Here is a 21,047-nt window from a genome sequence, read left to right as displayed (position 1 = left end):
TTCTAATGAATCGCATGAAAAATATATTAGAAAAATTATTGTTGGGATTTCTTCTTCTCTCCCTGTTTGGCTGTGGTGCCACTATGCATGGTTGGACTCAAAGTGATGCTATAGGCAGGCATATGATAGTAAATAAAGACAGCAATAGTTTGGGATATAGAAGAGTGCAATACAATTCTTCTTATTATAACCCTCTGAACAATTTCATAAACGACAAAGGATTACCCGATCTAATTTATGAAGATTACGAAGGCAACGATCACATTATCTACATTTACTATATTGAATCAAATACGGTTTATGAATTTAAGGCGGATGGTAAATGGCCAGATTCATTGTATCAAAGAAAGAACAGGCCGATATCGGACTATGAATTACAGACTTATAAAATCTTATCTGATTCTGAAAAACTACCAGAAGGAGCCAGTAAAGAAGTTTTAGAAGTTAATAAAGTTGGGCTTTCTCACTTTGATGCAAAAAACTATGAGGCAGCTATTAAGACATTTAAGCAGGCCATTGAGATAAGGCCTGACTTCATGCCAGCCTACTACAATCTTGGCCTTTCATATTCAAATTTAGAGAAATATGAAGAAGCTATTAATACTTATAACCGTGCCATTGCAATCGACTCTTCTTATTATAAAACCTATTTTCTTCTTGGCGACGCATATTATTCATTGGGTAATTTTGAAGAAGCGATCAAGTCTTATAACAAAGCTATAACTCGAAACCCTGATGATGTAATGTCTTATTGTTCACTTGGGCTTGCTTATCAAAAAGCAGGTAACTATATTGCAGCAATAGAATCTTTTGAGCATGCATTAAAAATAAATTCCACATCTGATGAGAAACGTTTGTTAAATGCACAAATATATTATCAACTTGGTATTACGAATAGTTATTTAGGTAATTATCAAATAGCTGTCGACTTCCTCGAAAAAGCCACTCGAATTAACCCTGACTTTATACAAGCATTTATTGATCTTGGCATTGGTTATATGTTTCTTGAATTAAGAGAAGATGCTATTAGAATATTTAAGCATGTGATAGATATCCAACCCAATAATGCATCTGCTCATTATTACCTTGGTTCCATTTACGCATCATTACAAAATAAGAATGCTGCAATAGATGAATATAATAAATTAAAAAATCTTGATGCAGAATTGGCAAATAAGCTTCGCAATTTGATTTATTCAAATTTACTCTAAAAGGGCTTGCTTTTTAATGCCAACTTCCTAAAAATCAAAATACCGCATTCACATAAAGATCATATGTTGAAACCAATCGCATATTCATCAATATTGATCTGCTTATTATTTACAGGCTGTGCGAATCAGAATAAAGAGATCAATGAACGTGCGCAGGCTATCTATCTGCAGGCGGATCTGCAAGCGCCTTTGCCTCCTCATGAATTCAAGTCCGATGGCTGCTCCTATCCAGTTTTTTAACTATTGCAAACTGTATAAATAAGGTATAATAAGTATACCATGGATTTTGAGTTTGACTTTAGGAAGAGTGTCATCAATAAATCAAAGCATGGTATTGATTTCAATGAGGCACAAGTTCTCTGGGATGATCCTGATTTAATCGAGGTGCCTTTGAAAACAAGCGATGAACCAAGATTTCTGGTAATAGGAAAGATATCAGGAAAACATTGGTCCGGAATCAAAACTTTCAGGAACGGCAAGACACGAATTATTTCAGTGCGCCGGTCGAGAAAAGAGGAGGTTGAGATATATGAAAGCTATCAAGGCTAAAGAGATTGAAAAGAAATTTGATAAAGGCGAGGATATTACCAAACATCTCGATTTGTCAAAAGTGAGAAGGCCTGAGCATGAACAAAAAAGGGTGAACGTAGATTTCCCTTTATGGATGATTCAGTTATTGGATAAAGAAGCAAGGCGCTTGGGTGTGCCACGTCAATCCATTATCAAGGTCTGGGTAGCAGAACGTCTTGAGAAGGTAATCTGACGATAGATGATCTTGGCAGAAAGCAAAATCTATTAAGCAAGATATTGGGATGACTCTATGAAAAAAGAACTCATCATTGATCTGTTTGAGAAATTTGAAGGAGCCTGTTATCTTTTCAACAATCTGGAATGCTGGAGCGCTCGTGAATTGCAGGTGATGTTGGGATATACCGAATGGCGGAATTTTCTTAAAGTAATAGAAAAGGCAAAGACCGCGTGTAAAAATGCCGGTGTTAAGGTGGCGGATCATTTTGTTGATGTCAACAAGATGATCGAAATTGGCAAAGGCGGCCAGCGCGAAGTAGATGATATAGCCTTGACCCGCTACGCTTGTTATCTGATTGCTCAAAACGGCGACCCTGTAAAAAGTGAAATTTCTTTTGCTCAGACCTACTTTGCGGTTCAGACCAGGAAACAGGAAATCATAGAGCAGCGGCTTTTAGATGTCGACCGTGTGATCGCCCGTGATAAACTGACAAAATCCGAGAAGAAGCTATCCGGGATAATTTACGAGCGCGGTGTTGATGATAAGGGTTTTGCCCTTATTCGTTCAAAAGGGGATCAAGCGTTATTCGGCGGTTTTTCTACAAACGACATGAAGCGCAAGCTTATGATTCCTGCTGGCAGGCCATTAGCAGATTTTTTGCCGACGCTCACGATAAAAGCTAAAGATTTTGCTACTGAACTTACCAGTCATAATGTAATAGAAAAGGATTTATCCGGTGCAAACCAGATATCCAATGAGCATATAGAAAATAATGTTGCAGTTCATAAAATGTTGATTAAGCGTGGAGTAAAACCTGAAGCGCTGCCGCCTGCGGAAGATGTAAAAAAGGTTCAGCGTAAATTGGACGGCGATGAAAGAAAATTACTCAAAGATATAAAGAAGAAAAAAGTTAGGGAAAAGGAATCAGGCTGACTCTTGCTTTCTAATGCCGCATTCACATAATCAACATGTTTAAAACAATTGCATACTCATCAATATTGATCTGCTTAATATTTATCGGCTGTGCGAATCAGAACAAAGAGATCAATGCACTCGCGCAAACTATCTATCTGCAGGCGAATCTGCAAGCGCCTTTGCCTCCTCATGAATTCAAGTCCGATGGCTGCTCCTATTGGCCTGATGGTGATTGGGGCGAATGCTGCATAAGGCATGACCTGGTTTATTGGCAGGGCGGTTCTCACTCTGAGAGGCAGACCGCTGATGCGAATTTAAAAGCATGTGTATCTGAAACCGGCCATCCTGTTGTCGCTAATCTCATGTACATGGGCACACGAATGGGAGGGGTATGGTGGCTTCCGACTTCTTTCAGATGGGGCTTTGGATGGGATTATCCGCAGTACGGTTCTGTTAATGTTGAATATTAGGTTTTTGAAATCTGATTTTGCATTTCATTAATTCTGGGGATCTAATACTTCATGGAGCTTCTTCTTCAGGGATGGAATGTCTCTTTCGATTACATTCCATACGATTGAGTAGTCCACCCCGATATAGTCATGTATGAGCTTGTCTCTCATCCCGCAAATATCTTCCCATCGAATATCTTTATGCTGATCTCTAAACTTTTTTGAAAGATGTTTGCTTGCCTCGCCGATTATCTCAATGCTCCTTACCACGGCGTATTTAATAGCTTTGTTGCTGAGAAAGCTTTTCTTATCCATATCTTTGACAAATTCATCAATATCATTTACAGCATCCAGGATATGCTTGAGATAGACGGAATCCTCTTTCTTCATATCAGTTCAACGAGGTTCGGCTGAATATAGGGCTTGAGATGCGGGCTGATGGAATTCATGGTAATAACATCAAAATCCTTCTTTATCTTTTTCTTCAGAAGATTTTCAACATGCACGAGGTCAAGCAAAGAGAAATCCTCGGGGGGCTCTATTGCTATATCAATATCGTGATATATTCTCTCTTTCCTTGCAAAACTCCCGAATAGATATGCCTTTTGTATCCCCTGCTTCAGAAGGGTCTCTTTTATTTTTTCTATGATGATCTCGCGCTTCATAATACTGTTTCCTTGGTTGATTCAGATTATATCATATTCTTATGAGTGTGCTACTCAAACAGCTTCTTATATTCCCCGTAACCTTCTTTCTCCAGATCCTCTTTCGGGATAAACCTGAGGGATGCTGAGTTCAGGCAATAGCGGAGGCCTGTCGGTTCAGGCCCGTCGTTAAAGACATGCCCGAGGTGGGAGCCGCCGTGCCTGCTTCTGACCTCTGTTCTGTTCGCGGCAAGGCTCGTGTCTTTGTACTCTTTGATATTGGCAGGCTCAAGCGGTTTTGCAAAGCTCGGCCAGCCGGTGCCTGACTCATACTTGTCAGCGGAACTGAAGAGCGGTTCGCCGCTTACGATATCCACATAAATGCCAGCGCGGTGATTGTTCCAGTACTCATTATCGAACGCCCTCTCTGTGGCCTCTTCCTGCGTGACTTTGTACTGAAGCGGGGTGAGCCTTTTCTTTAGTTCATCGTCCGAGGGTTTAATGTATTTTTGCTTTTCATCTTTCATCTTGTCTGATTCTCCCCATGTTTTCTCAAGAAAGTCCTCTCTGCCTGAGCCTGTCTTATACATTTTATAATGCTCCGGCTCTTTCTCATAGAACTTCTGGTGGTAATCCTCCGCGGCATAGAATTCCGAAGCAGGGACTATCTCGGTCACGATAGGCTTTGAGAACTTGCCCGATCTTTCGAGCGCATCCTTTGAGGCGAGGGCGAACCTCTTCTGCTCCTCGTTGTGATAGAAGATAACTGTCCTGTACTGAGTGCCGTTGTCAGCGAACTGTTTATTCGTGGTCGTCGGGTCGATGCTGTGCCAGAAGACATCAAGCAGTTCATCGTAACCGGTCAGGGCCGGATCGAACATTATCTCAACCGCTTCGGCGTGCCCGGTTGTGCCGGTGCTGACCTCCTCATATGTCGGGTTTATTTTATGGCCGCCGGTGTAGCCTGCCCTTGTAGAGATGACACCTTTGAGCTTGTCGTAAGGCGGCTGCATGCACCAGAAACAGCCTCCGGCAAAGGTGGCCTTCTCAAGTTTCGCAGAAGACGCCTGGGCATTTTCTTTATCACTGCCTTTGATCATAGTCATGGCTGTCACTCCTGATAATATTGTAAGGGATAAAATTATGAGCGCTTTCTTCATGTATTTAAGATACCTCTTCTGAGTGAAAGGATTGTGAAGAGGGGATTAGTCAACAATATCCGTACGGATAATAAATGAAAAACATTCTGAAATCCCGGCAATTAACAACTATTGACAAAAAAAGAATTATTTGTTAAAACATTAGCATATTGTATCTTTACGATTATAACCAATCACTAATTAAGAAGCGGAATAAGGAGTGCCATGAAGATTGCTTTTAGATTGAATAAGAGACTGGTAACTGCTGCCTGCATAATTCTTTTTATCGCTATTATCATCGCATCTGCTCTGTTGTCTCCATCTCATGCCCTCACCGGCCAAGCGGTTATTAATATAGAAAAAAGGATAAAGAGCATGGAAGCCGCAGGGAACAAAGCGGTGGCTGTCATGGAGAAGTCCATTATATCCATTGACCCTGATTCAGCAACATTCAGGGTTCTCGCTGAATTTAATAAAGAGGTCAAAGCGGTCTCTATTGATGACACAGGATCCAGGCTTCTTGTCTCGCTGGAGAATGAGAAAGATATATTAATTCTCAACCTTGAAACAGGGATAGTCCTCAAGAAAATTAAGGCTGAAGAGAAGCCGGAGGCGTTCTGTATTGACGCCGTGAGAAATATTGCGGCTGTTAAATTGCAGGGAAAAGGGATCATCGAAATAATAAACCTTTCAAATATGACAGTGGCAAAGAAGATAAAGCTGAAAGAAAATATCTCCGGCTTATGGTGCTATTCTGAAAAGGGATTGCTGCTTGCAGCGGCAGGTGCTGTGAATAAAGAAGATGACAACGAAGACGATGATGAAGAAAGTGAAAAAGATCATAACAGTGATAAGGGCAGGCTAAACATATTTACTGAAAACGGTGAAAAAATAGCCGGCCATGCTTTTGATAAGGGAATCAGGGATGTTTCTATAGATAGTAATAATGCTGAGGCAGCCATACTAACAGATGACGGCCATGTATACATACTCGATATTGAAACACAGGTATTGACTCCCTTAACTGCTTTGCAATATTTGCCGGGGGACATTGAACTTAAAGGAGAGAGCTTATTAGTTACTGACAAGGAAAGCGGTAATTTGATAACCATTGATCCGGCAACAGGTGAAATATTAAAAGAGGATTATATCGGCAAGAAAGCAAAACATATTGCTTATACGGACAGTTACTGTCTTGTGAGCTTTAAGGACGGGATAAGGGTATTGGAGGGAGAAGACCCTCTCGAAGTTTCAATTCAGACACCTTTAGATGGTGAAATGACAATCGCTCCTTCAGCTGATGTTCAAGGCATGGTAATCTCGCCATATCCGGTTGTCTCAGTCAACGTGAACGGAGTTGAAGCAGCAATATCAGGCAATGCGTTTACCGCTGTCATTCCGCTGGCAATCGGTATTAACACGATAACAGTAACGGCAACTGATGAGGCCGGCAGGGTTGCATCCCGCAGCATTAACCTGACAAGGGCTGTTAAAGGAAGCATATCTGGAAGAGTAACTGATGTATTAACGGGTTTACCTCTTTTGTCGGCGAATATTTCTATTACAGATTCTGTAAATAATATTTATACTGTATCAACGGCTGCTGACGGCATATACAATATAAGTAGTATCGAATCCGGTGATTTTACAGGCAGCATTACAAAAGATGGATATACGGTTTATGACATTTCAGGCAATGTATCCTGGAACCAGGCTTTAACCATTAATGCTGCATTAAGCCCGATCTTGCCTAAAATATCTAATGAGGCGGTAACTGACATTACATCAAGTTCAGCAATGGTCTCATGGTCAACAGACTTGCCTGCCGACAGTGTCGTAGAGTATGGTGAAACCGTATCATATGGTAATTCTCTCTCTGATACTGAGATGGCTTTGGTTCACAATATGACATTAGCCGGGCTGAAACCGGCCACAACATATCACATCAAAATAACATCTACAAACAATTATGGTTTCTCTTCATCATCAGATGCCGGTTCCTTTACAACTCTGGATCCTCCTCCTGCCATAAATATAAACATAACCTATCCGGCTGACGGCGCGGCATTATCAAGGGCTGATACAATGGCCAGCGGGACGATAGTGAATGCCACGGGAAATGAGACCGGTGTGACTGTAAATGGTGTAGTTGCGGTTGTTTATAATGGACAGTTCTTTGTGAATCATCTGCCATTGGTTGAAGGTGAAAACATAATTACGGTTAATGCAGTTGATACATCAGGCAATAGCTCTGTAACCTCAATAACTGTTTTTGCAGATACCACAAAACCGTATGTGAAACTGAACTCAAATATCGAATCAGGTATTGCAACGTTTGATGCGTATTTTTCAGTTGATACATCGTTGCCGGATTCTGTATCAACCTATCAGATGGACGGGAATTATGAGGGCAGCTTTGATCTTGACTACACAGGCGCTGTTTTTGATGATGTATCATTTACTTATGCATACGAAGGCATCTACTATCCAATGATACTGGCCACTGACTCAGCAGGCAATGGATATACAGATACCATTGCGGTAGTTGTTCAGGATAGAGTTGAACTGGATGCGCTGTTACAGGGGAAGTGGGAGGGGATGAAGGCGGCGCTGGGGAATCATAATATAACTACTGCGGTAAATGCTTTCACAGATGACAAGCAAGCACACTATACACAACTCTTTAATGATATTGATGCCTTCTTGCCCCAGTTTGTGCAAGATATGCAGGATATTGAGCTTATTTATGCCAAAAACAATATTGCCAAATATCGAATCAGAAAAAATGAAGTATATGCCGGACAGTCATACGAAATAGCATATTTTATCTATTTTGTTCTTGATGAGAATGGCATCTGGAAAATAGATATCTTTTAAGAGAGGAGACAGTATGAGATCAATAAAACTTTTATTCTTATTTAGTCTGTTATTTGTAATGTCGACAGGTTGCGCCACAAGCTTGGCAAACTATGAAGGATCATTTAAAGGGAAAGTTATAGATGCGGATACTGGAAAGCCGATTGAGAAGGCGGTAGTTTTAGGCACCTGGTACAAGGAGTATGCAACGGTAGCAGGAGCAATTCATAAATTCTATGACGCAAGCGAGACATTGACTGACCAGGATGGAGAGTTTTCACTTTCGGGGCAGGGAATCAGCATGCTCAGCAATGTTAATCCTATGGATATTCTGATATTCAAAGCAGGGTATAGCTATGAAAGTGGTTCTTGGAATAGTCTCAAGAAGTATGCAACTTATATCAAATGGGAAGGTAATAAAGCGATTATTCCTTTAAAAAAGTTGACAATGGAGGAAAGAAAAAGAGATATGCCACCGCTTCCACCGGGTGAAGCTCCGTATGAAAAAGTAAAGCTAATGTTGGATGAATCTAACAAGAATAGTAAAGATCTGGGAATTGGCATTATAGACATTTGGAGGGATAAGAGATGAGAAGGTGTTATGCTGTAAAGTTTATCCTATTATTTCTCTTTATCTTTACCGTGAATGAAAATGGGTTAGCCTGGGATGATAAAGTTACGCATAAGCTTCTTTCGAAATATGCAGCAGATTCTTCCGTGTTACGTCTCTGTAACAATGTGCAAGATATAACTTGCGATTATTTAAAGAAACTTGGATTTGATCAGGGGTTATTAGACATCCTTGTATGGGATGGAAGTTCAACGATTAAGCAAGGGAAAATTGAAAACTGGATTCAAGAAGGAGCAGAGCTTGAAGATGATGGCTCAAAGTGGGAAGCAGTCACAGGTAAGGCGCGATTTAATAATCATTTTCACAATCCATTAAAAACGTGGACGGAAGCAGGGTTAGATGACACGGTTCTGTTTATCCCTTACTCTGGTGACTCTTCTCTTCTTTGGGCACAGAATAGCATTAAGCAAGAGAACTCTCTTGGCGGAGACTGGTCATGGCAAAAAACAAGAGAAGATTTTTATGTTGCGTTGACAGGAAAGAACTTTGCAGGTGTGAAAGTTGCAACAACAAAAGCAGAAAGGGATATGTATTTTGCGAAAACATTCAGAGGATTAGGACAGCAGATGCATCTCATACAGGACGCTGCTCAGCCTGACCATGTTAGAAATGACGCACATCCTTTTAATATAAATAAAGATGGTCGTTTAAATATTGAAGTGTGGGCAGCAGAGAAGTATTTTAAATTAGAGGCACTTAAAGTCTTTATACCTGAAACGAACATTAAATTTCCGGCATTACCTGCGCCTTCGACATTAACATTAGACCAAGCGTATTACGACAGTAACCTTACGCCTTCAGCCCTCTTTATTGATACTGACCAATACAATGCCGATGATCCATCTCAGTTTTTTAGAAACAGTTTAGCAACGAGTCAATCAATAGGGCTTGCAGAATACACAAATTCGAATTTTGCAAGTCCCGATACTATTTTCAAAGAAGACCTTGCACAAACTGATCCCCACTATTTCCCATATCCAAATAAATTAAGCACAAACCTGCAGGAGTTGATTAGTAAGAACATACTTCCTGAGACAGTAACTACAGAAGACGGAGTTCAACAGCCCACCCTTTATATCAAAAAGGAAAAAGACGGTGAAATTATTGACCACTTTGTTAAGCCGAAATACACAACAACTTCAAGACTGGATTATATTGGTGGGGAGGTTCATGAACTGGATTTTTATCAAGATGAAGCTGTTTATGAAGAGTATGCAAAACTATTGCTCCCCCGCGCAGTCGGCTACTCCGCAGGGCTGCTGAATTACTTCTTCAGGGGAGATATAACTTTAGAATTTGATTCTGACGCAGGTTATGGATATGTGATCGTAAACAACACTAATGAAGAGATGAAAGGGATGTTTGAGATTTATTATGATGATGCGAGTAATCAGAGACATCGCTTGTGGTACGGTGATCTTTTTGTACGTGGGAATAACAAAAGCTCAACTATAAACTTCGACTCTCCGGCTTCTCCGAAGGAACAGGATAAATACGTCCTTGTCTTCAATGGAAGGATTGGCAGTGAATATGACGCGGTGGCCGGAAAAGTTGTTGCCATGCCTGGTATGAATCTGATAAGAGCGCATTTTATAGTCTTTAGGGATCGCGACAGCAAGATAAGAGACAATCTAACAGGCCAATATAAATACCCTGCGTCTATAGATTGGCCATTCGCAGGATCAACATATGAGGAATCAGGTGACGACAGGAGCGGGTACTATGATACTCAAAGTATTTTAATGTTGACAGCTGCGACAAGGACTGTGCCGGAAGATTGGGGTTATGATAATAACATTCAGTATTATTGGAAAGTTGAACAGGTTCCCGGGCAGGCAAAGCTTGTTCAGCAGGGAACAGAACCCGGGGACAGGCGTTTATACCATAAGGCGGTGATAAATGTGGATGGCCATCCCTTCACTGTCAACAGGATGGAGAGAACTACTTGGGCTGATTTAGTCACTCATCCATATGATTCTTCTTATAGCAAGCCCCCATATGTTTATCATACAGATGACCCATTGCATGACACATATTGGAATGATGGTTTTGATGCCACGGCAGGATTGTGTGATAGTTCAATTATATTTATGCAGGCCTTCTGGTATCTGACGGGCAGCAGTGGGAACGCAATACATATATTCGGCTATCCGGGAGAGGCTTATGGAGGTGCAGCACGCAATCCTGAATTTACAGGCGATAGTACTTATAACGCATTTCCGGGAGAAATTTATTTAGGCAATATGTCTAATCCCTGGTTCTCAAGATATATCACCTTTGATGGCAACGATGTCTGGAGAGCACTGTCAACTGAGGAGAATAACGCCGACTGGGTTGAACTGTATTCAGCTCATGCTCCGATGTACCCGCCTGAGCCGTTTTGAAGGTGATAAGGTTGGGTGAGGTACAAAAACTCCTTTGGAGGCAATAGTAAAAACCGGACATTTCTATTTTGGTAAAAATAGGACATTTCTAAATTGGCTTGACACTACTGCATTTTTTGCTTGCATATTTATTATCCGTAGCACTATAATTACCTCAATTTACGAAATCAGCCATACCGTATTGATTTTCAGGGATAAAAAATTGACATCACGGGAGGAGAAGAAATGAGAATAACAATGATCATATCCGCTTTGTTGTTGAGCTTTGCCCTTGTCGGCTGCGCATCTCTTGAAGTCAGAGATTATTCGAGCGAATCAGAAAATATATCTGCAACTGCCGACGTAAATAAACTATTCCATGACATCTATGAGCAGGATAAACCCTGTAGTTCTCATAGCCAGACGAAAGGCGATAGCTGCTGACAATAATTACTCAGCGATACATCCGGTAACACAGTTTCATTCTTTGCGGTAACTCCTTAACCACATCACTATATTTTTCTCTTGTAACATTTACAGCTAACCAATATAATTATTTAAATCCGAAAAAATAAGACATACGCATATTTATTCCTGGAATAAGAGACTGATTGACAGGTTTTTTAAAATGAAGAAAAGATATATATATGCTTTGTTATTCGGGGTGCCCGGGTTTTTTGTTTCTCTGATCGTTTCAACTATTGTCTTCGGAGGAGCGGCCGGCATTTTCTGGATCTTTATTTTTGGTGACGATCCCTGGCCGGCATATGCTGAAAAGCTGCTCTCTATTCTGTTAATCCTTGGTTTCCTGGCGCTGTGGACAGCTTCGATAGTCATCGGGTACAAGACCGGGGAAGATCGTGAAGATGAACCTGATCTGGATTCGAAACATATTGTGATATCTGCCGCCGCAATCTTCGGACTGGTCATTGTGATAGTTCTTCATCAGTATCTTATCGGCAATATAGGGCCGAAAGACGATGGCAGGCTATGCTCTGAATTCTGCAGTGAAAAAGGATATTCAGCGAGCGGCATGCCTCCGAGAGATTCAGGTGAATCAAGCTGCAGCTGCTATGATAATGACGGCAAAGAAGGAATGAAGGTCATGATGGACAGTATCAAGCCGGACAAAAAAGAAGGTTCATAGATCTACTAAAATCAATTACACAAGAGAGGCAAGGATATGGCAGATGAAGATCTCATAGGATTACGAAGGCTCTATGCAGGATTTATGGCTTCAAGGGTTGTGCTGACGGCGAATAACCTCGGGGTATTTGACCATCTGAAAAAAGCCACAACAGCGGCAGCGGTCTCAAAAAAGTTAAAGGCCGATGCGCGCGCCATGGAGATACTGCTTGACGCGCTTACAGGCATAGGGCTGGTGATAAAGGCAAGGGACGGGAAATATCGCAATGCGCCGGTTAGCACACGCTATCTTGTCAAGGGCGCTCGCCTCTATCAGGGTGATATCGTAAGGCACGCATCAGGCATGTGGGAAGGCTTCTCTCATCTTGATGAAGTGGTAAAGACCGGCAGAGCGGCAGAGCGCAGGCGCGACCATGAGTCGTTTATCATGGGCATGCATAACCTCACGATCCTCCGCACAGACAGCCTTATCAAAGCGATAGGTCTTAAAGATGTAAAGACGATGCTCGACCTCGGAGGCGGGCCGGGCACCAACGCGATGGCGATGGCAAAGAAGGGAGTTAAGGCAACGATCTTCGACCTGCCTGCGACGATCGCGATCGCCAAAAAAGTTGCGCACCGCAATGGCATCAAGGGCATTACTTTCATTTCCGGAGACTTCCATGTGGACAGTATAGGCTCAGGCTATGACCTCATCCTCTTAAGCCAGATACTTCATGCTTTTTCAATTGAGGAGAATATCGCGCTTTTGAGAAAGTGCATGTCAGCCCTCAATTCCGGAGGCAGAGTGGTCGTGCAGGAATTCCCAATCAACGAAGCCCGCACAGCCCCGCCGCACAGCGCTCTATTCTCAGTGAACATGCTCATGGGTACGCCAAACGGTCGTTGCTACACTACCAAAGAGATCAAACATTGGCTTTCTGAAACAGGGTATAAAAAGATAGCTGTGAAGAATACACCTGAGACGGTTTGTATTGAGGGGAGAAAAGACTGATGATTAAACTTCTATATTTTATGGTTCTATCTGTTGTGTTTATATCGAGCCCTTTATCGGTAATGGCACAACAAGCAACAGAATATGTTTCGCCTGATGGTCATCTTAAAGCCACCGTTATTTCATTTGCCGAGAAGAATAATGGAATTCACGTTGAAATTAAGAAAATCAATGGAGAGATTATATCAAAAAATGACTTTAGATCTTATTCTGGGGGAGAGTTAAGAACTGAGGAAGTCGCTTGGACAGCCAATTCTCAATACTTAATTATTAGCAACTCAGATTTAGATAATCCCAAAATCTTCCCTATATATTATTATGATAGTATCTTAAACGAATTCTGGCAGCTGCCAGAATATGCTTCTGCCCCTCACTTTGAACTTATTGATCCCGACATCATTAAAATAAATAGGCTGACAATAAAGGTATCTGAAACTCAAGAATATAAATTCGAAACCGAAGTAGCTGAAATACAGCTTGGCAATCTTCCAAAGCCGATCTTACGTTTGCGCGGGAAGCTATCGTACAACAATTATACATTTAAGATATTCATTGATGACGAAGACGAGAAAGGTTATTTGGAAATAATTCAGAATGAAAAAACAGTCTTTAAGCAAGATGGGTATAAGTTTAGATTTGATCATGTATATACGGATGATGTAATGAAGAAATTTGGGGTTATAGTCATAGGAAAGGATATTACAGGCAGGGGAGAGCCTAATCTGGTTATTAATGAATGGTCTGGTGGCGCACATTGCTGTTATACCTTTCATGTTTTTGAGATTGGCCAGAAATTCAAAAAAATTGCAACGTTGGATGCTGGTCATAATGGTCTATCACATTTTGAAGATTTAAGAGGGGACAAAAAACTGGTCTTTGTTACAAATGATTGGACATTTGCTTATTGGAACACAAGTTTCGCGGGGTCGCCTGCACCCGATATCATTCTTGAGTTTAAGAACGGTAAATATATATTAGCTACCGATCTAATGCTCAAGCAACCTCCGACACAAGAAACGTTGGCTGATAAGGTAAAAATGATACGGGAGAATTATTCATGGAAAAATGGGAATCCGCCTGTAGAGCTTTGGAGTTATATGCTCGAACTTATATATTCAGGCAATGCTAACGTCGCCTGGCAATTCTTTGATAAAGCCTGGTTGCCTGACATTGCAGGTAAAAAAGAGTTTATGCAGGAATTTCAAACGCAGCTTGAAACAAGTGCTTATTGGACACAAATTAAAGAAATGAACAAATAGAACTCAATAGACTGAGACAAAATGCTATATATATGACACAGATAAAAATATGTCCAGATTGCAAAACTGAGTATAACCCGCACATCGAGAAGTGCGCTGATTGCGGGGCGGTGCTTGTGCATCCTGAGGAACTTGAGAGGGTGTATCAGGATCGTGAGAGGTGCGCGGTGGAGATGATCGCGGATCCGATTGTGGTAAAGGATGGCGAGCTGAGGTGGATGAACGAGCTTTCTGATGTTCTTGTCCGCTCAGGGATACCGTGCCTTGTTAACTCAGAGGCAGGGTGTAAAAAAGGATGCTGCGGAGAAAAGTTTCAGCTTATGGTCTCATCTGAAGATGCTGAGAGGGCAGGGGAGCGGATAGCTGATTACTATGCAGAGATCGATCCGGAGTTCCTGCATTCAAAAGAGATGCTAAGTCAGGGCAGATGCCCGGCATGTTCTACCCCTGTGGAAAGCGACACTGCCGAGTGCCCGGAATGCGGGCTGATACTTCTTGTGACTGAGTAGCATTATTCTCTATCCTGTTTGATTATTCCACTTTTAATGATTTGACACAAACATAAATCATTGTTATTCTATAACACGAATACAATAGGCACACACTTATGAAATATTTTGACTGGAATGATGAGAAAAATGAGATGCTTAAAAAAACACGAGATGTGTCTTTTGAGCAGGTTGAATTGGCGATAGCATTGGGTGATCTGATAGACAGGGTAAGACATCCTAATTCGGAAAAATATCCAAATCAGGAAGTCTTTCTTGTAAAGATCGAAGATTATATATATTCTGTGCCATACGTTGAGGATAATGAAAAAATATTCCTGAAAACAATAATACCAAACAGCAAAGCAACAAAAAAGTATTTTGGAGGCAAAAGATGAATAAGGCAGCATACTTAGATAAAGACGAAAAGGAATTGGCAATATCACTTGAAAAAGAGGAGTGGCTTTCCGACCTAACCAAGAAGGAAAAGAAACAATACGAGGAACATGCACGCTATAGCCTCAATAAACAAAAACGGATCAATATTAGAATGAGTGAGAGGGATTTAAAGAAGATCAGGGCAAAGGCGATCGAAGAGGGCATTCCATATCAATCTTTAATTACTATGCTGATTCATAAATATAATGAGGGCAAAGTATTAATTAACCGATAACGGATCAATAAACAGTTGATTACGGTTCATGAATTCATTAAAATCAATCACGCGAGAGTGGTGAAATTGCCTGTCCCGATTTATCGGGAGCAGACCTGCCTGTCGGCAGGCAAATAAAAGAGTTAACAGCGAGAGTGGTGAAATTGGCAGACACGCCAGACTTAGGATCTGGTGCCGCAAGGTTTGGGGGTTCGAGTCCCCCCTCTCGCACCATTTAAGACAACAAATAATTCAGTTCGGAGGAACCCATGAATTATAACCTTGTAAGCTTTGCCGGCATATTTATACTGATGGCCTTTGCGTGGAGCCTGTCAACTGACAGGAAGCTGATAAACTGGAGGGTCATCATCTGGGGCATCGCGCTTCAGCTTATATTTTCGCTCTTTATCTTCATCATCCCTGCAGGCGCGCAGGTCTTTCTCTTTTTGAACGATTCGGTTGTAAGCGTGCTTTCTGTCGCGAACGAAGGGGCAAAGTTTCTCTTTGGCGTTCTCGCCTACCCGCCGGGCACGACAGGGCCGAACGGCGAGCAGTCCCTGGGCTTTATCTTCGTCTTTCAGGCTCTCCCTACGATAATATTTTTCGCGAGCCTTATGAACATACTCTATTACATAGGCATCATGCCGTGGTTCATAAAGATATTCTCCAGGACATTCACAAAGCTGATGAAGATAAGCGGTGCCGAGGCGCTCTGCACATCAAGCAATATCTTCGTGGGCATTGAGGCTATGACAACCATACGCCCCTATCTCCAGAAGATGACACGCTCGGAACTCTGCACCATACTTACGGCCGGAATGGCTACGATTGCATCAACGGTATTCGCTCTTTATGTCCTCATACTTCATAACAAGTTCCCTACGATAGCGGGGCATCTCATATCCGCATCAATACTTTCAGCGCCGGCGGCTGTGATAATGTCGAAGCTCCTTATGCCTGAGACCGAAAAGCCCGTGACACTCGGAGTTGATGTCGCGCCTTATTATGAAAAAGAGTCTTCCATAATTGAGGCTACGATAAACGGCGCTAATGCAGGGCTGAAGCTTGCCGCCGGGGTAGGCGCGCTTCTTATATCTTTTCTCGGGCTTGCCGCCCTTACTGACCTTATGCTGGGTTCGGCAGGCGGTAACATAAACAGCTTTGCAGGCATTAGCATTGACTGGTCGCTTACAGGCCTTCTTGGATATATTTTCTATCCGTTCACACTGATAATAGGCGTCCCTGCGTCTGACGCATTTGAGATAGCAAAGCTTATCGGCGAAAGGGCTGTGCTTACTGAGACGAAATCATACATAGACCTTTCCGCGCTTTTATCAAAAGACGCTCTTCATGACCCGCGTTCGGCATTTCTTGCCACGTACGCGTTGTGTGGTTTTGCCCATATAGCTTCTCTCGCTATTTTTGTCGGCGGCACCGCTGCGCTTGCTCCTGAAAGGATAAAGGACCTTTCAGCGGTAGGGCCGAGGGCATTGCTTGCCGCAACCCTTGCCTGTCTCATGACGGCAGCGGTCGCAGGGACTTTTTATAGCGGAGGCTCCATATTACTGGGGCGGTAATATGTCTGAGCCGATAAAGTACGATGTAATAATCGCAGGCGGCGGGCCGGCCGGTTCCACTGCCGGTTATATTCTTGCCAAAGCAGGCCTGAGTGTCCTGATAATCGACAAGAGCAGTTTCCCCAGAAAGAAGCTCTGCGCAGGGCTCATCACTCACAAGACAGTCAGGCTTTTAAAACGAGTATTCAATGAGACGACAGGCTCTCTGAAAGAGATCGGTGCGATCAATTTTGAATCTGACAGATATGAGATCCTTCACAGAAATGAGAGCCTTGCGAAGAACAGGTTTGCCGTTCCTTATTATTTTGTAGAACGATATGTTTATGACGACTTTTTATTGAACAAGGCAAAAGGCGCAGGCGTGGTGACAGCCGAAGGGGAGAGTGTCACTAATTGCGATCTCTCTTTAAATGCAGTCATGACAGATTCAGGCAGGGTGCTTAAGGCTAAGTTCATCATCGGCGCTGACGGTGTGCACAGTTCAGTTAGAAAGGGATTTCCGTCTGAAAGGTTTAACAGAGATTCATGGCAATATGACCTTGGTACAGCGATAGAGATAACCGCTGCCCGGGCAGATGTAAACTTTGAGGTGGATCATCCCATGGTCTTTTTCGGTTTTGCGGATTACGGGTACGCATGGATATTTCCCAACAGCGAGAGGCTGGTGATCGGCATATGCGGCCTTAACAGGAAGAATAAGAAGAAGGGTTTTGTGGATTCTTTCCATGATTTCCTGTCTGAAATTAGGTTGGATGAACTAAAAAAAGAAAGTGTGAGAGGGTATCCTCTTCCTTTCGGCAATTTTCTGATGAAGCCGTTCTTCGGCAGCACTCTTCTCGCAGGCGATGCTGCAGGATTTGCAGACCCTATATTCGGCGAGGGGATATTTTATGCCCATAGAAGCGGCGAGCTTGCTGCCGGGGCTATTATAAAATCAGTAAATGAAAATATAGACGCCGGGAACGCTTATCATGCGTTGCTGCAAAAACATATCCTGCCTGAAATGATATCGGCAAAGAGGCACCGCTGGTTCTTTTATAACAGGCAGCAGAAGCGGTTCCTGAAGATCGTCTTCAGCAAGTTTGGGAAGAGCGCCTCTGAGACGGTGCACGGGATCAGAAGCCACAGGGGCCTCAGGAAACTGACAGAAGGTGAGACGATATGATGCTCTTTCTTAAACTATCTGATATCCTGCCTTTCTGACCGCATCCTCAATCTTTTCTCTGTCTGTCTTCGTCCCGTCGTATGCGACCTTTGCAGAGCCGATCGCTACTTCTGATGAAGTCACGCCGGCGAGATTATCAAGAGCCTTCTTTACCGCCATTACACAGTGCCCGCAGCTCATGCCCTCTATTTTTAAATTTATTTCAGCCATAACCGCCTCCTCTAAAATTTAATAACGCATGAATAATCTTAACATGAAATATGCAAAAGCAAAATACAGGGGTTGCAGCCTGAAGGAAAATAAAAAAAAGGGGCTGTTAGTTACAGCCCCCTATGGTTTTCATTGGTGGAGCTGATCCCGACTCGTCGGGACGACCTGTCGAATCGACCGCTCTCATAAACTGAAAACATCATTGCGTTCTCAGAGTAATCCTCTGGACTTTAATTCAAGCCTGCCAATTTGAGATTTAAAGTATTGTTCCCGTTTAACTGCTTCAGAACGTGTCTGAACTTCTTCACTATAAACCAGTTCCCATGGACGGCTGTAACGTGTTGATTTGCTTTTACCGCTATTATGCTCGGCAAGTCTGATATCTAGATTCTGAGTATGGCCAACATATGAAGCGCCCTTGCTTTTACTTTTTAGCAGGTATACATAATAGGCCATAAATAAAAAAAGGGGCTGTCAGTTACAGCCCCCTATGGTTTGCATGGTGGAGCTGAACGGGATCGAACCGTCGACCTCTTGACTGCCAGTCAAGCGCTCTCCCAGCTGAGCTACAGCCCCATATGATTGATTATCTAATGTAATAATTTTGCACTTCTTATAAACCGTCGGCCTGTCGAATCGACCGCTCTCTTCTATGGGTCTGAGCTACAGCCCCATGGTGATTATATTAACATAAATATCCTGTGAAAAAATAAAGGAGCAGATCATTTCCCAAGCATCTTTTTTATCTCTCCAGTGTACTCATTGCCTCCATTATGTATGTAAAGAGGAGGGAGAACTTTAAGCCATTTGCCTGAGCCTTTGACAGCCTCTATCAGCACCATCTTTGCCTCTTCACCCTGCCGGGAATGGACGAACTTCATCCTCTTAGGCTCAATGTTGGATCTCTGCATCTGGCTTATGAGCTCGATCAGCCTGAAGGGATGATAGATCATGTACAGCCTTCCCCTGTCCTTAAGAAGGTATGAGGCGGTCTCTATAAGGCCGGAGAGCGTCATCTTTATCTCATGCCTTGCAGCTGCTCTTTCCTCATCATTGCTGATCAGCCCGGTCTCTGTCTTTCTGAACGGCGGGTTTGAAAATACAAGGTCAGCTTTATTTGCAGGGAATATATTTTTCAATTTGTTAATGTCTGATCTAAGTATGGTTACCCTGTCTTCAAGGCTGTTCAGCTTCACATTTTTCTCAGCACGTACGGCAAGCGTCTTCTGTATCTCGACACCCGTCAATTTAATGCTGCTGAACCTTTTGGCAAGCAATATGGAGATCACACCGGAACCGGCTCCGAGTTCAATGCCATGGTCATGCTTTTTTGCTGATATGAAGTCTTCGAGTATGACTGCGTCTATGCTGAAGCGGTAGCCTTTTTCAGACTGGAGTATCTTGACGTCCTTGATGCTGTCTAAAGTCTCGCCGGATTTTGGTTTCATATCGTTTATATCTTCTGCAGAATAGGCAGGATATCCGCGAAATTATCAATAATAAAGTCAGCGTCTTTCAGCATCTCAACAGGGCGGAAACCATAGGTGACTGCAATAGTCCGTATCCCGGCAGCCTTGCCTGCGCTTATATCAAAATTGCTGTCGCCGATGATGATGGTTTCATCTTTTGATACGCCGTAATGCTCAATGATATTCAATATCGGGACAGGCGAGGGCTTCTTCTCAGCCACGCTGTCGCTTCCAAGCACAGTATCAAAGAGATCGAGCAGGCCGATCCCTTTGAGTATCTCTTTAGAAAAACCTTCTCTCTTGTTTGTCAGCACAACCTTCTTGTATGACTTGAGTTTCGAGAGCGTCTCTTTTACATTCGGATACGCTGTCGTATCATCAAGGAGATGCGCTGAGTAGTAACTGAGGAACCTCGTACTGACCTCTTCGAACGGATCAGCCTTTGGGTCGTATTTGGAAAGGGCTTTCTCAGGTATTAATGAGTGCAGGAGTTTTGTTATGCCTGAGCCGACCATCATCTTGGTCTCTTCAACGGAATACGGCCCGGTTCCGAAAGGCTCAACAGCATAATTAATAGCGGAAGTTAAATCGAGACTGGTGTCTGCAAGTGTGCCGTCGAGGTCGAAGATCAGGAGTTTCAACATGATTTATAACCGGAAAATGAGATAAAAAAAAGAAGTGAGGAATATCCAAATCTCCTCACCTCTTTTCGAATAATTATTTTGTATGACGTTTTTCTGCTACCTGTATTCTTGCTAATGCGCGTTCAATTGCCGCATCCGCGTGAGCATCCTCAACTCTCTGGTCATGTTTAAGCTTTTCTTCAGCGAGCTGTTTGGATCTTTTGGCTCTTTCGATATCAATATCTTCAGCCTTTTCAGCGCTGTCTGCAAGTATGGTGACCTTGTCCAGCCCCACCTCGGCATATCCCCAGTTAACAAAGAAGTATCCTGTTTCAGAGCCGTTCTTATATGTCAGCATGCCGATCTTAAGAGTTGTGAGGAAAGGTATATGGTCAGGCAGGATGCCGAACTCGCCTTCGCTTCCTGCTGCTATGACCTCATCCACTTCGCCGGTAAAGACATGGCCGTAAGGCGTGACAATATCCAATGTAAGTTTTTTATCTGCCAT

25 protein-coding genes and 2 tRNA genes are annotated in these 21,047 nt (G+C 42.7%); 18 read left to right on the top strand and 9 right to left on the bottom strand.

The annotated features are described in order from the left end of the window. The first annotated feature begins 14 nt into the window (after positions 1-14). The 5 genes from HY807_00440 (at position 15) to HY807_00420 (ending at position 3,344) form a co-directional block, all read left to right on the top strand. Entirely contained in the window at positions 15-1,211 is a 1,197-nt protein-coding gene (locus HY807_00440) for a tetratricopeptide repeat protein (GenBank protein MBI4824877.1), read from the top strand. Positions 1,212-1,490: 279 nt separating this feature from the next. Continuing rightward, complete coding sequence (locus HY807_00435; protein ID MBI4824876.1) at positions 1,491-1,760, top strand: BrnT family toxin; 270 nt, start codon at positions 1,491-1,493, stop codon at positions 1,758-1,760. After that, positions 1,750-1,974, top strand: coding sequence for a CopG family transcriptional regulator (locus HY807_00430; GenBank protein ID MBI4824875.1), 225 nt, complete (start codon positions 1,750-1,752; stop codon positions 1,972-1,974). The genes HY807_00435 and HY807_00430 overlap by 11 nt, the downstream gene beginning before the upstream one ends. 57 nt (positions 1,975-2,031) lie before the next feature. Continuing rightward, positions 2,032-2,892 (top strand): DNA damage-inducible protein D, encoded by an 861-nt coding sequence (dinD, locus tag HY807_00425; protein MBI4824874.1) that lies wholly within the window; start codon positions 2,032-2,034, stop codon positions 2,890-2,892. A gap of 35 nt (positions 2,893-2,927) precedes the next feature. Beyond that, positions 2,928-3,344, top strand: coding sequence for a hypothetical protein (locus tag HY807_00420; protein MBI4824873.1), 417 nt, complete (start codon positions 2,928-2,930; stop codon positions 3,342-3,344). Positions 3,345-3,371: 27 nt separating this feature from the next. Here HY807_00420 and HY807_00415 read toward each other — a convergent pair whose 3' ends face one another. The 3 genes from HY807_00415 to msrA are packed head-to-tail and all read right to left on the bottom strand — an operon-like array spanning position 3,372 to position 5,127. Further along, a complete protein-coding gene (locus tag HY807_00415; GenBank protein MBI4824872.1) occupies positions 3,372-3,713 on the bottom strand; it encodes a DUF86 domain-containing protein in 342 nt (113 codons plus the stop codon). Beyond that, positions 3,710-3,988, bottom strand: a complete 279-nt coding sequence (locus tag HY807_00410) for a nucleotidyltransferase domain-containing protein (protein ID MBI4824871.1) — start codon at positions 3,986-3,988, stop codon at positions 3,710-3,712. Before HY807_00410 ends, HY807_00415 begins: the two co-directional genes overlap by 4 nt. 50 nt (positions 3,989-4,038) lie before the next feature. Further along, positions 4,039-5,127: a peptide-methionine (S)-S-oxide reductase MsrA gene (gene msrA, locus HY807_00405; GenBank protein MBI4824870.1), complete on the bottom strand. Its 1,089-nt coding sequence runs from the start codon at positions 5,125-5,127 to the stop codon at positions 4,039-4,041. A gap of 204 nt (positions 5,128-5,331) precedes the next feature. Between msrA and HY807_00400 the strand changes: the two genes are divergently transcribed. From HY807_00400 to HY807_00340, 13 genes are all read left to right on the top strand, one after another. Then, positions 5,332-7,983: a carboxypeptidase regulatory-like domain-containing protein gene (locus HY807_00400; protein ID MBI4824869.1), complete on the top strand. Its 2,652-nt coding sequence runs from the start codon at positions 5,332-5,334 to the stop codon at positions 7,981-7,983. Positions 7,984-7,996: 13 nt separating this feature from the next. Then, a complete protein-coding gene (locus HY807_00395; protein MBI4824868.1) occupies positions 7,997-8,554 on the top strand; it encodes a hypothetical protein in 558 nt (185 codons plus the stop codon). Further along, positions 8,551-10,977 (top strand): hypothetical protein, encoded by a 2,427-nt coding sequence (locus HY807_00390; GenBank protein MBI4824867.1) that lies wholly within the window; start codon positions 8,551-8,553, stop codon positions 10,975-10,977. The genes HY807_00395 and HY807_00390 overlap by 4 nt, the downstream gene beginning before the upstream one ends. 225 nt (positions 10,978-11,202) lie before the next feature. After that, positions 11,203-11,400, top strand: coding sequence for a hypothetical protein (locus tag HY807_00385; GenBank protein MBI4824866.1), 198 nt, complete (start codon positions 11,203-11,205; stop codon positions 11,398-11,400). Positions 11,401-11,584: 184 nt separating this feature from the next. Continuing rightward, positions 11,585-12,103 carry a hypothetical protein gene (locus HY807_00380; GenBank protein MBI4824865.1) on the top strand — a complete coding sequence of 173 codons (519 nt, stop codon included), beginning with the start codon at positions 11,585-11,587 and terminating at the stop codon, positions 12,101-12,103. Positions 12,104-12,139: 36 nt separating this feature from the next. Then, positions 12,140-13,096 (top strand): methyltransferase domain-containing protein, encoded by a 957-nt coding sequence (locus HY807_00375; GenBank protein MBI4824864.1) that lies wholly within the window; start codon positions 12,140-12,142, stop codon positions 13,094-13,096. Then, on the top strand, positions 13,096-14,355 hold the full coding sequence (locus HY807_00370) for a hypothetical protein (GenBank protein MBI4824863.1): 1,260 nt from the start codon (positions 13,096-13,098) through the stop codon (positions 14,353-14,355). Before HY807_00375 ends, HY807_00370 begins: the two co-directional genes overlap by 1 nt. 32 nt (positions 14,356-14,387) lie before the next feature. After that, entirely contained in the window at positions 14,388-14,864 is a 477-nt protein-coding gene (locus HY807_00365) for a hypothetical protein (protein ID MBI4824862.1), read from the top strand. A gap of 98 nt (positions 14,865-14,962) precedes the next feature. Continuing rightward, a complete protein-coding gene (locus HY807_00360; protein MBI4824861.1) occupies positions 14,963-15,241 on the top strand; it encodes a toxin in 279 nt (92 codons plus the stop codon). After that, positions 15,238-15,516 carry an antitoxin gene (locus HY807_00355; protein MBI4824860.1) on the top strand — a complete coding sequence of 93 codons (279 nt, stop codon included), beginning with the start codon at positions 15,238-15,240 and terminating at the stop codon, positions 15,514-15,516. Before HY807_00360 ends, HY807_00355 begins: the two co-directional genes overlap by 4 nt. Positions 15,517-15,644: 128 nt before the next feature. Then, positions 15,645-15,729, top strand: a tRNA-Leu gene (locus tag HY807_00350). Between the two features lie 35 nt (positions 15,730-15,764). Next, positions 15,765-17,072, top strand: a complete 1,308-nt coding sequence (locus tag HY807_00345; protein MBI4824859.1) for a nucleoside transporter — start codon at positions 15,765-15,767, stop codon at positions 17,070-17,072. A gap of 1 nt (position 17,073) precedes the next feature. After that, complete coding sequence (locus HY807_00340) at positions 17,074-18,237, top strand: NAD(P)/FAD-dependent oxidoreductase (GenBank protein ID MBI4824858.1); 1,164 nt, start codon at positions 17,074-17,076, stop codon at positions 18,235-18,237. Between the two features lie 9 nt (positions 18,238-18,246). On the opposite strand, the gene HY807_00335 is transcribed toward HY807_00340, so the two are convergent. The 6 genes from HY807_00335 to HY807_00310 form a co-directional block, all read right to left on the bottom strand. Further along, positions 18,247-18,447, bottom strand: coding sequence for a heavy-metal-associated domain-containing protein (locus HY807_00335; GenBank protein ID MBI4824857.1), 201 nt, complete (start codon positions 18,445-18,447; stop codon positions 18,247-18,249). 210 nt (positions 18,448-18,657) lie between these two features. After that, a complete protein-coding gene (locus HY807_00330) occupies positions 18,658-18,903 on the bottom strand; it encodes a GIY-YIG nuclease family protein (protein ID MBI4824856.1) in 246 nt (81 codons plus the stop codon). 44 nt (positions 18,904-18,947) lie between these two features. Continuing rightward, positions 18,948-19,023: transfer RNA gene (locus HY807_00325), tRNA-Ala, on the bottom strand. Between the two features lie 146 nt (positions 19,024-19,169). After that, positions 19,170-19,895, bottom strand: a complete 726-nt coding sequence (locus tag HY807_00320) for a tRNA1(Val) (adenine(37)-N6)-methyltransferase (protein MBI4824855.1) — start codon at positions 19,893-19,895, stop codon at positions 19,170-19,172. Positions 19,896-19,900: 5 nt separating this feature from the next. Next, on the bottom strand, positions 19,901-20,560 hold the full coding sequence (locus HY807_00315; GenBank protein ID MBI4824854.1) for an HAD-IA family hydrolase: 660 nt from the start codon (positions 20,558-20,560) through the stop codon (positions 19,901-19,903). Between the two features lie 73 nt (positions 20,561-20,633). Further along, complete coding sequence (locus tag HY807_00310; GenBank protein MBI4824853.1) at positions 20,634-21,047, bottom strand: F0F1 ATP synthase subunit epsilon; 414 nt, start codon at positions 21,045-21,047, stop codon at positions 20,634-20,636.

The sequence above is a fragment of the Nitrospirota bacterium genome (assembly GCA_016207885.1).
Taxonomy (GTDB): Bacteria; Nitrospirota; Thermodesulfovibrionia; order UBA6902; family UBA6902; genus JACQZG01.
The sequence above is the reverse complement of the archived record's forward strand: the minus strand, read 5'-3'. Positions and strand labels throughout refer to the sequence as shown.

What these genes read in the sequence shown, in the direction of transcription:
- HY807_00440 (MBI4824877.1), top strand. Translation starts at nt 15, where the DNA reads ATGAAAAATATATTAGAAAAATTATTGTTGGGATTTCTTCTTCTCTCC.
- HY807_00435 (MBI4824876.1), top strand. Translation starts at nt 1,491, where the DNA reads ATGGATTTTGAGTTTGACTTTAGGAAGAGTGTCATCAATAAATCAAAG.
- dinD (MBI4824874.1), top strand. Translation starts at nt 2,032, where the DNA reads ATGAAAAAAGAACTCATCATTGATCTGTTTGAGAAATTTGAAGGAGCC.
- HY807_00420 (MBI4824873.1), top strand. Translation starts at nt 2,928, where the DNA reads ATGTTTAAAACAATTGCATACTCATCAATATTGATCTGCTTAATATTT.
- HY807_00415 (MBI4824872.1), bottom strand. Translation starts at nt 3,713, where the DNA reads ATGAAGAAAGAGGATTCCGTCTATCTCAAGCATATCCTGGATGCTGTA.
- HY807_00410 (MBI4824871.1), bottom strand. Translation starts at nt 3,988, where the DNA reads ATGAAGCGCGAGATCATCATAGAAAAAATAAAAGAGACCCTTCTGAAG.
- msrA (MBI4824870.1), bottom strand. Translation starts at nt 5,127, where the DNA reads ATGAAGAAAGCGCTCATAATTTTATCCCTTACAATATTATCAGGAGTG.
- HY807_00400 (MBI4824869.1), top strand. Translation starts at nt 5,332, where the DNA reads ATGAAGATTGCTTTTAGATTGAATAAGAGACTGGTAACTGCTGCCTGC.
- HY807_00395 (MBI4824868.1), top strand. Translation starts at nt 7,997, where the DNA reads ATGAGATCAATAAAACTTTTATTCTTATTTAGTCTGTTATTTGTAATG.
- HY807_00390 (MBI4824867.1), top strand. Translation starts at nt 8,551, where the DNA reads ATGAGAAGGTGTTATGCTGTAAAGTTTATCCTATTATTTCTCTTTATC.
- HY807_00385 (MBI4824866.1), top strand. Translation starts at nt 11,203, where the DNA reads ATGAGAATAACAATGATCATATCCGCTTTGTTGTTGAGCTTTGCCCTT.
- HY807_00380 (MBI4824865.1), top strand. Translation starts at nt 11,585, where the DNA reads ATGAAGAAAAGATATATATATGCTTTGTTATTCGGGGTGCCCGGGTTT.
- HY807_00375 (MBI4824864.1), top strand. Translation starts at nt 12,140, where the DNA reads ATGGCAGATGAAGATCTCATAGGATTACGAAGGCTCTATGCAGGATTT.
- HY807_00370 (MBI4824863.1), top strand. Translation starts at nt 13,096, where the DNA reads ATGATTAAACTTCTATATTTTATGGTTCTATCTGTTGTGTTTATATCG.
- HY807_00365 (MBI4824862.1), top strand. Translation starts at nt 14,388, where the DNA reads ATGACACAGATAAAAATATGTCCAGATTGCAAAACTGAGTATAACCCG.
- HY807_00360 (MBI4824861.1), top strand. Translation starts at nt 14,963, where the DNA reads ATGAAATATTTTGACTGGAATGATGAGAAAAATGAGATGCTTAAAAAA.
- HY807_00355 (MBI4824860.1), top strand. Translation starts at nt 15,238, where the DNA reads ATGAATAAGGCAGCATACTTAGATAAAGACGAAAAGGAATTGGCAATA.
- HY807_00345 (MBI4824859.1), top strand. Translation starts at nt 15,765, where the DNA reads ATGAATTATAACCTTGTAAGCTTTGCCGGCATATTTATACTGATGGCC.
- HY807_00340 (MBI4824858.1), top strand. Translation starts at nt 17,074, where the DNA reads ATGTCTGAGCCGATAAAGTACGATGTAATAATCGCAGGCGGCGGGCCG.
- HY807_00335 (MBI4824857.1), bottom strand. Translation starts at nt 18,447, where the DNA reads ATGGCTGAAATAAATTTAAAAATAGAGGGCATGAGCTGCGGGCACTGT.
- HY807_00330 (MBI4824856.1), bottom strand. Translation starts at nt 18,903, where the DNA reads ATGGCCTATTATGTATACCTGCTAAAAAGTAAAAGCAAGGGCGCTTCA.
- HY807_00320 (MBI4824855.1), bottom strand. Translation starts at nt 19,895, where the DNA reads ATGAAACCAAAATCCGGCGAGACTTTAGACAGCATCAAGGACGTCAAG.
- HY807_00315 (MBI4824854.1), bottom strand. Translation starts at nt 20,560, where the DNA reads ATGTTGAAACTCCTGATCTTCGACCTCGACGGCACACTTGCAGACACC.
- HY807_00310 (MBI4824853.1), bottom strand. Translation starts at nt 21,047, where the DNA reads ATGGCAGATAAAAAACTTACATTGGATATTGTCACGCCTTACGGCCAT.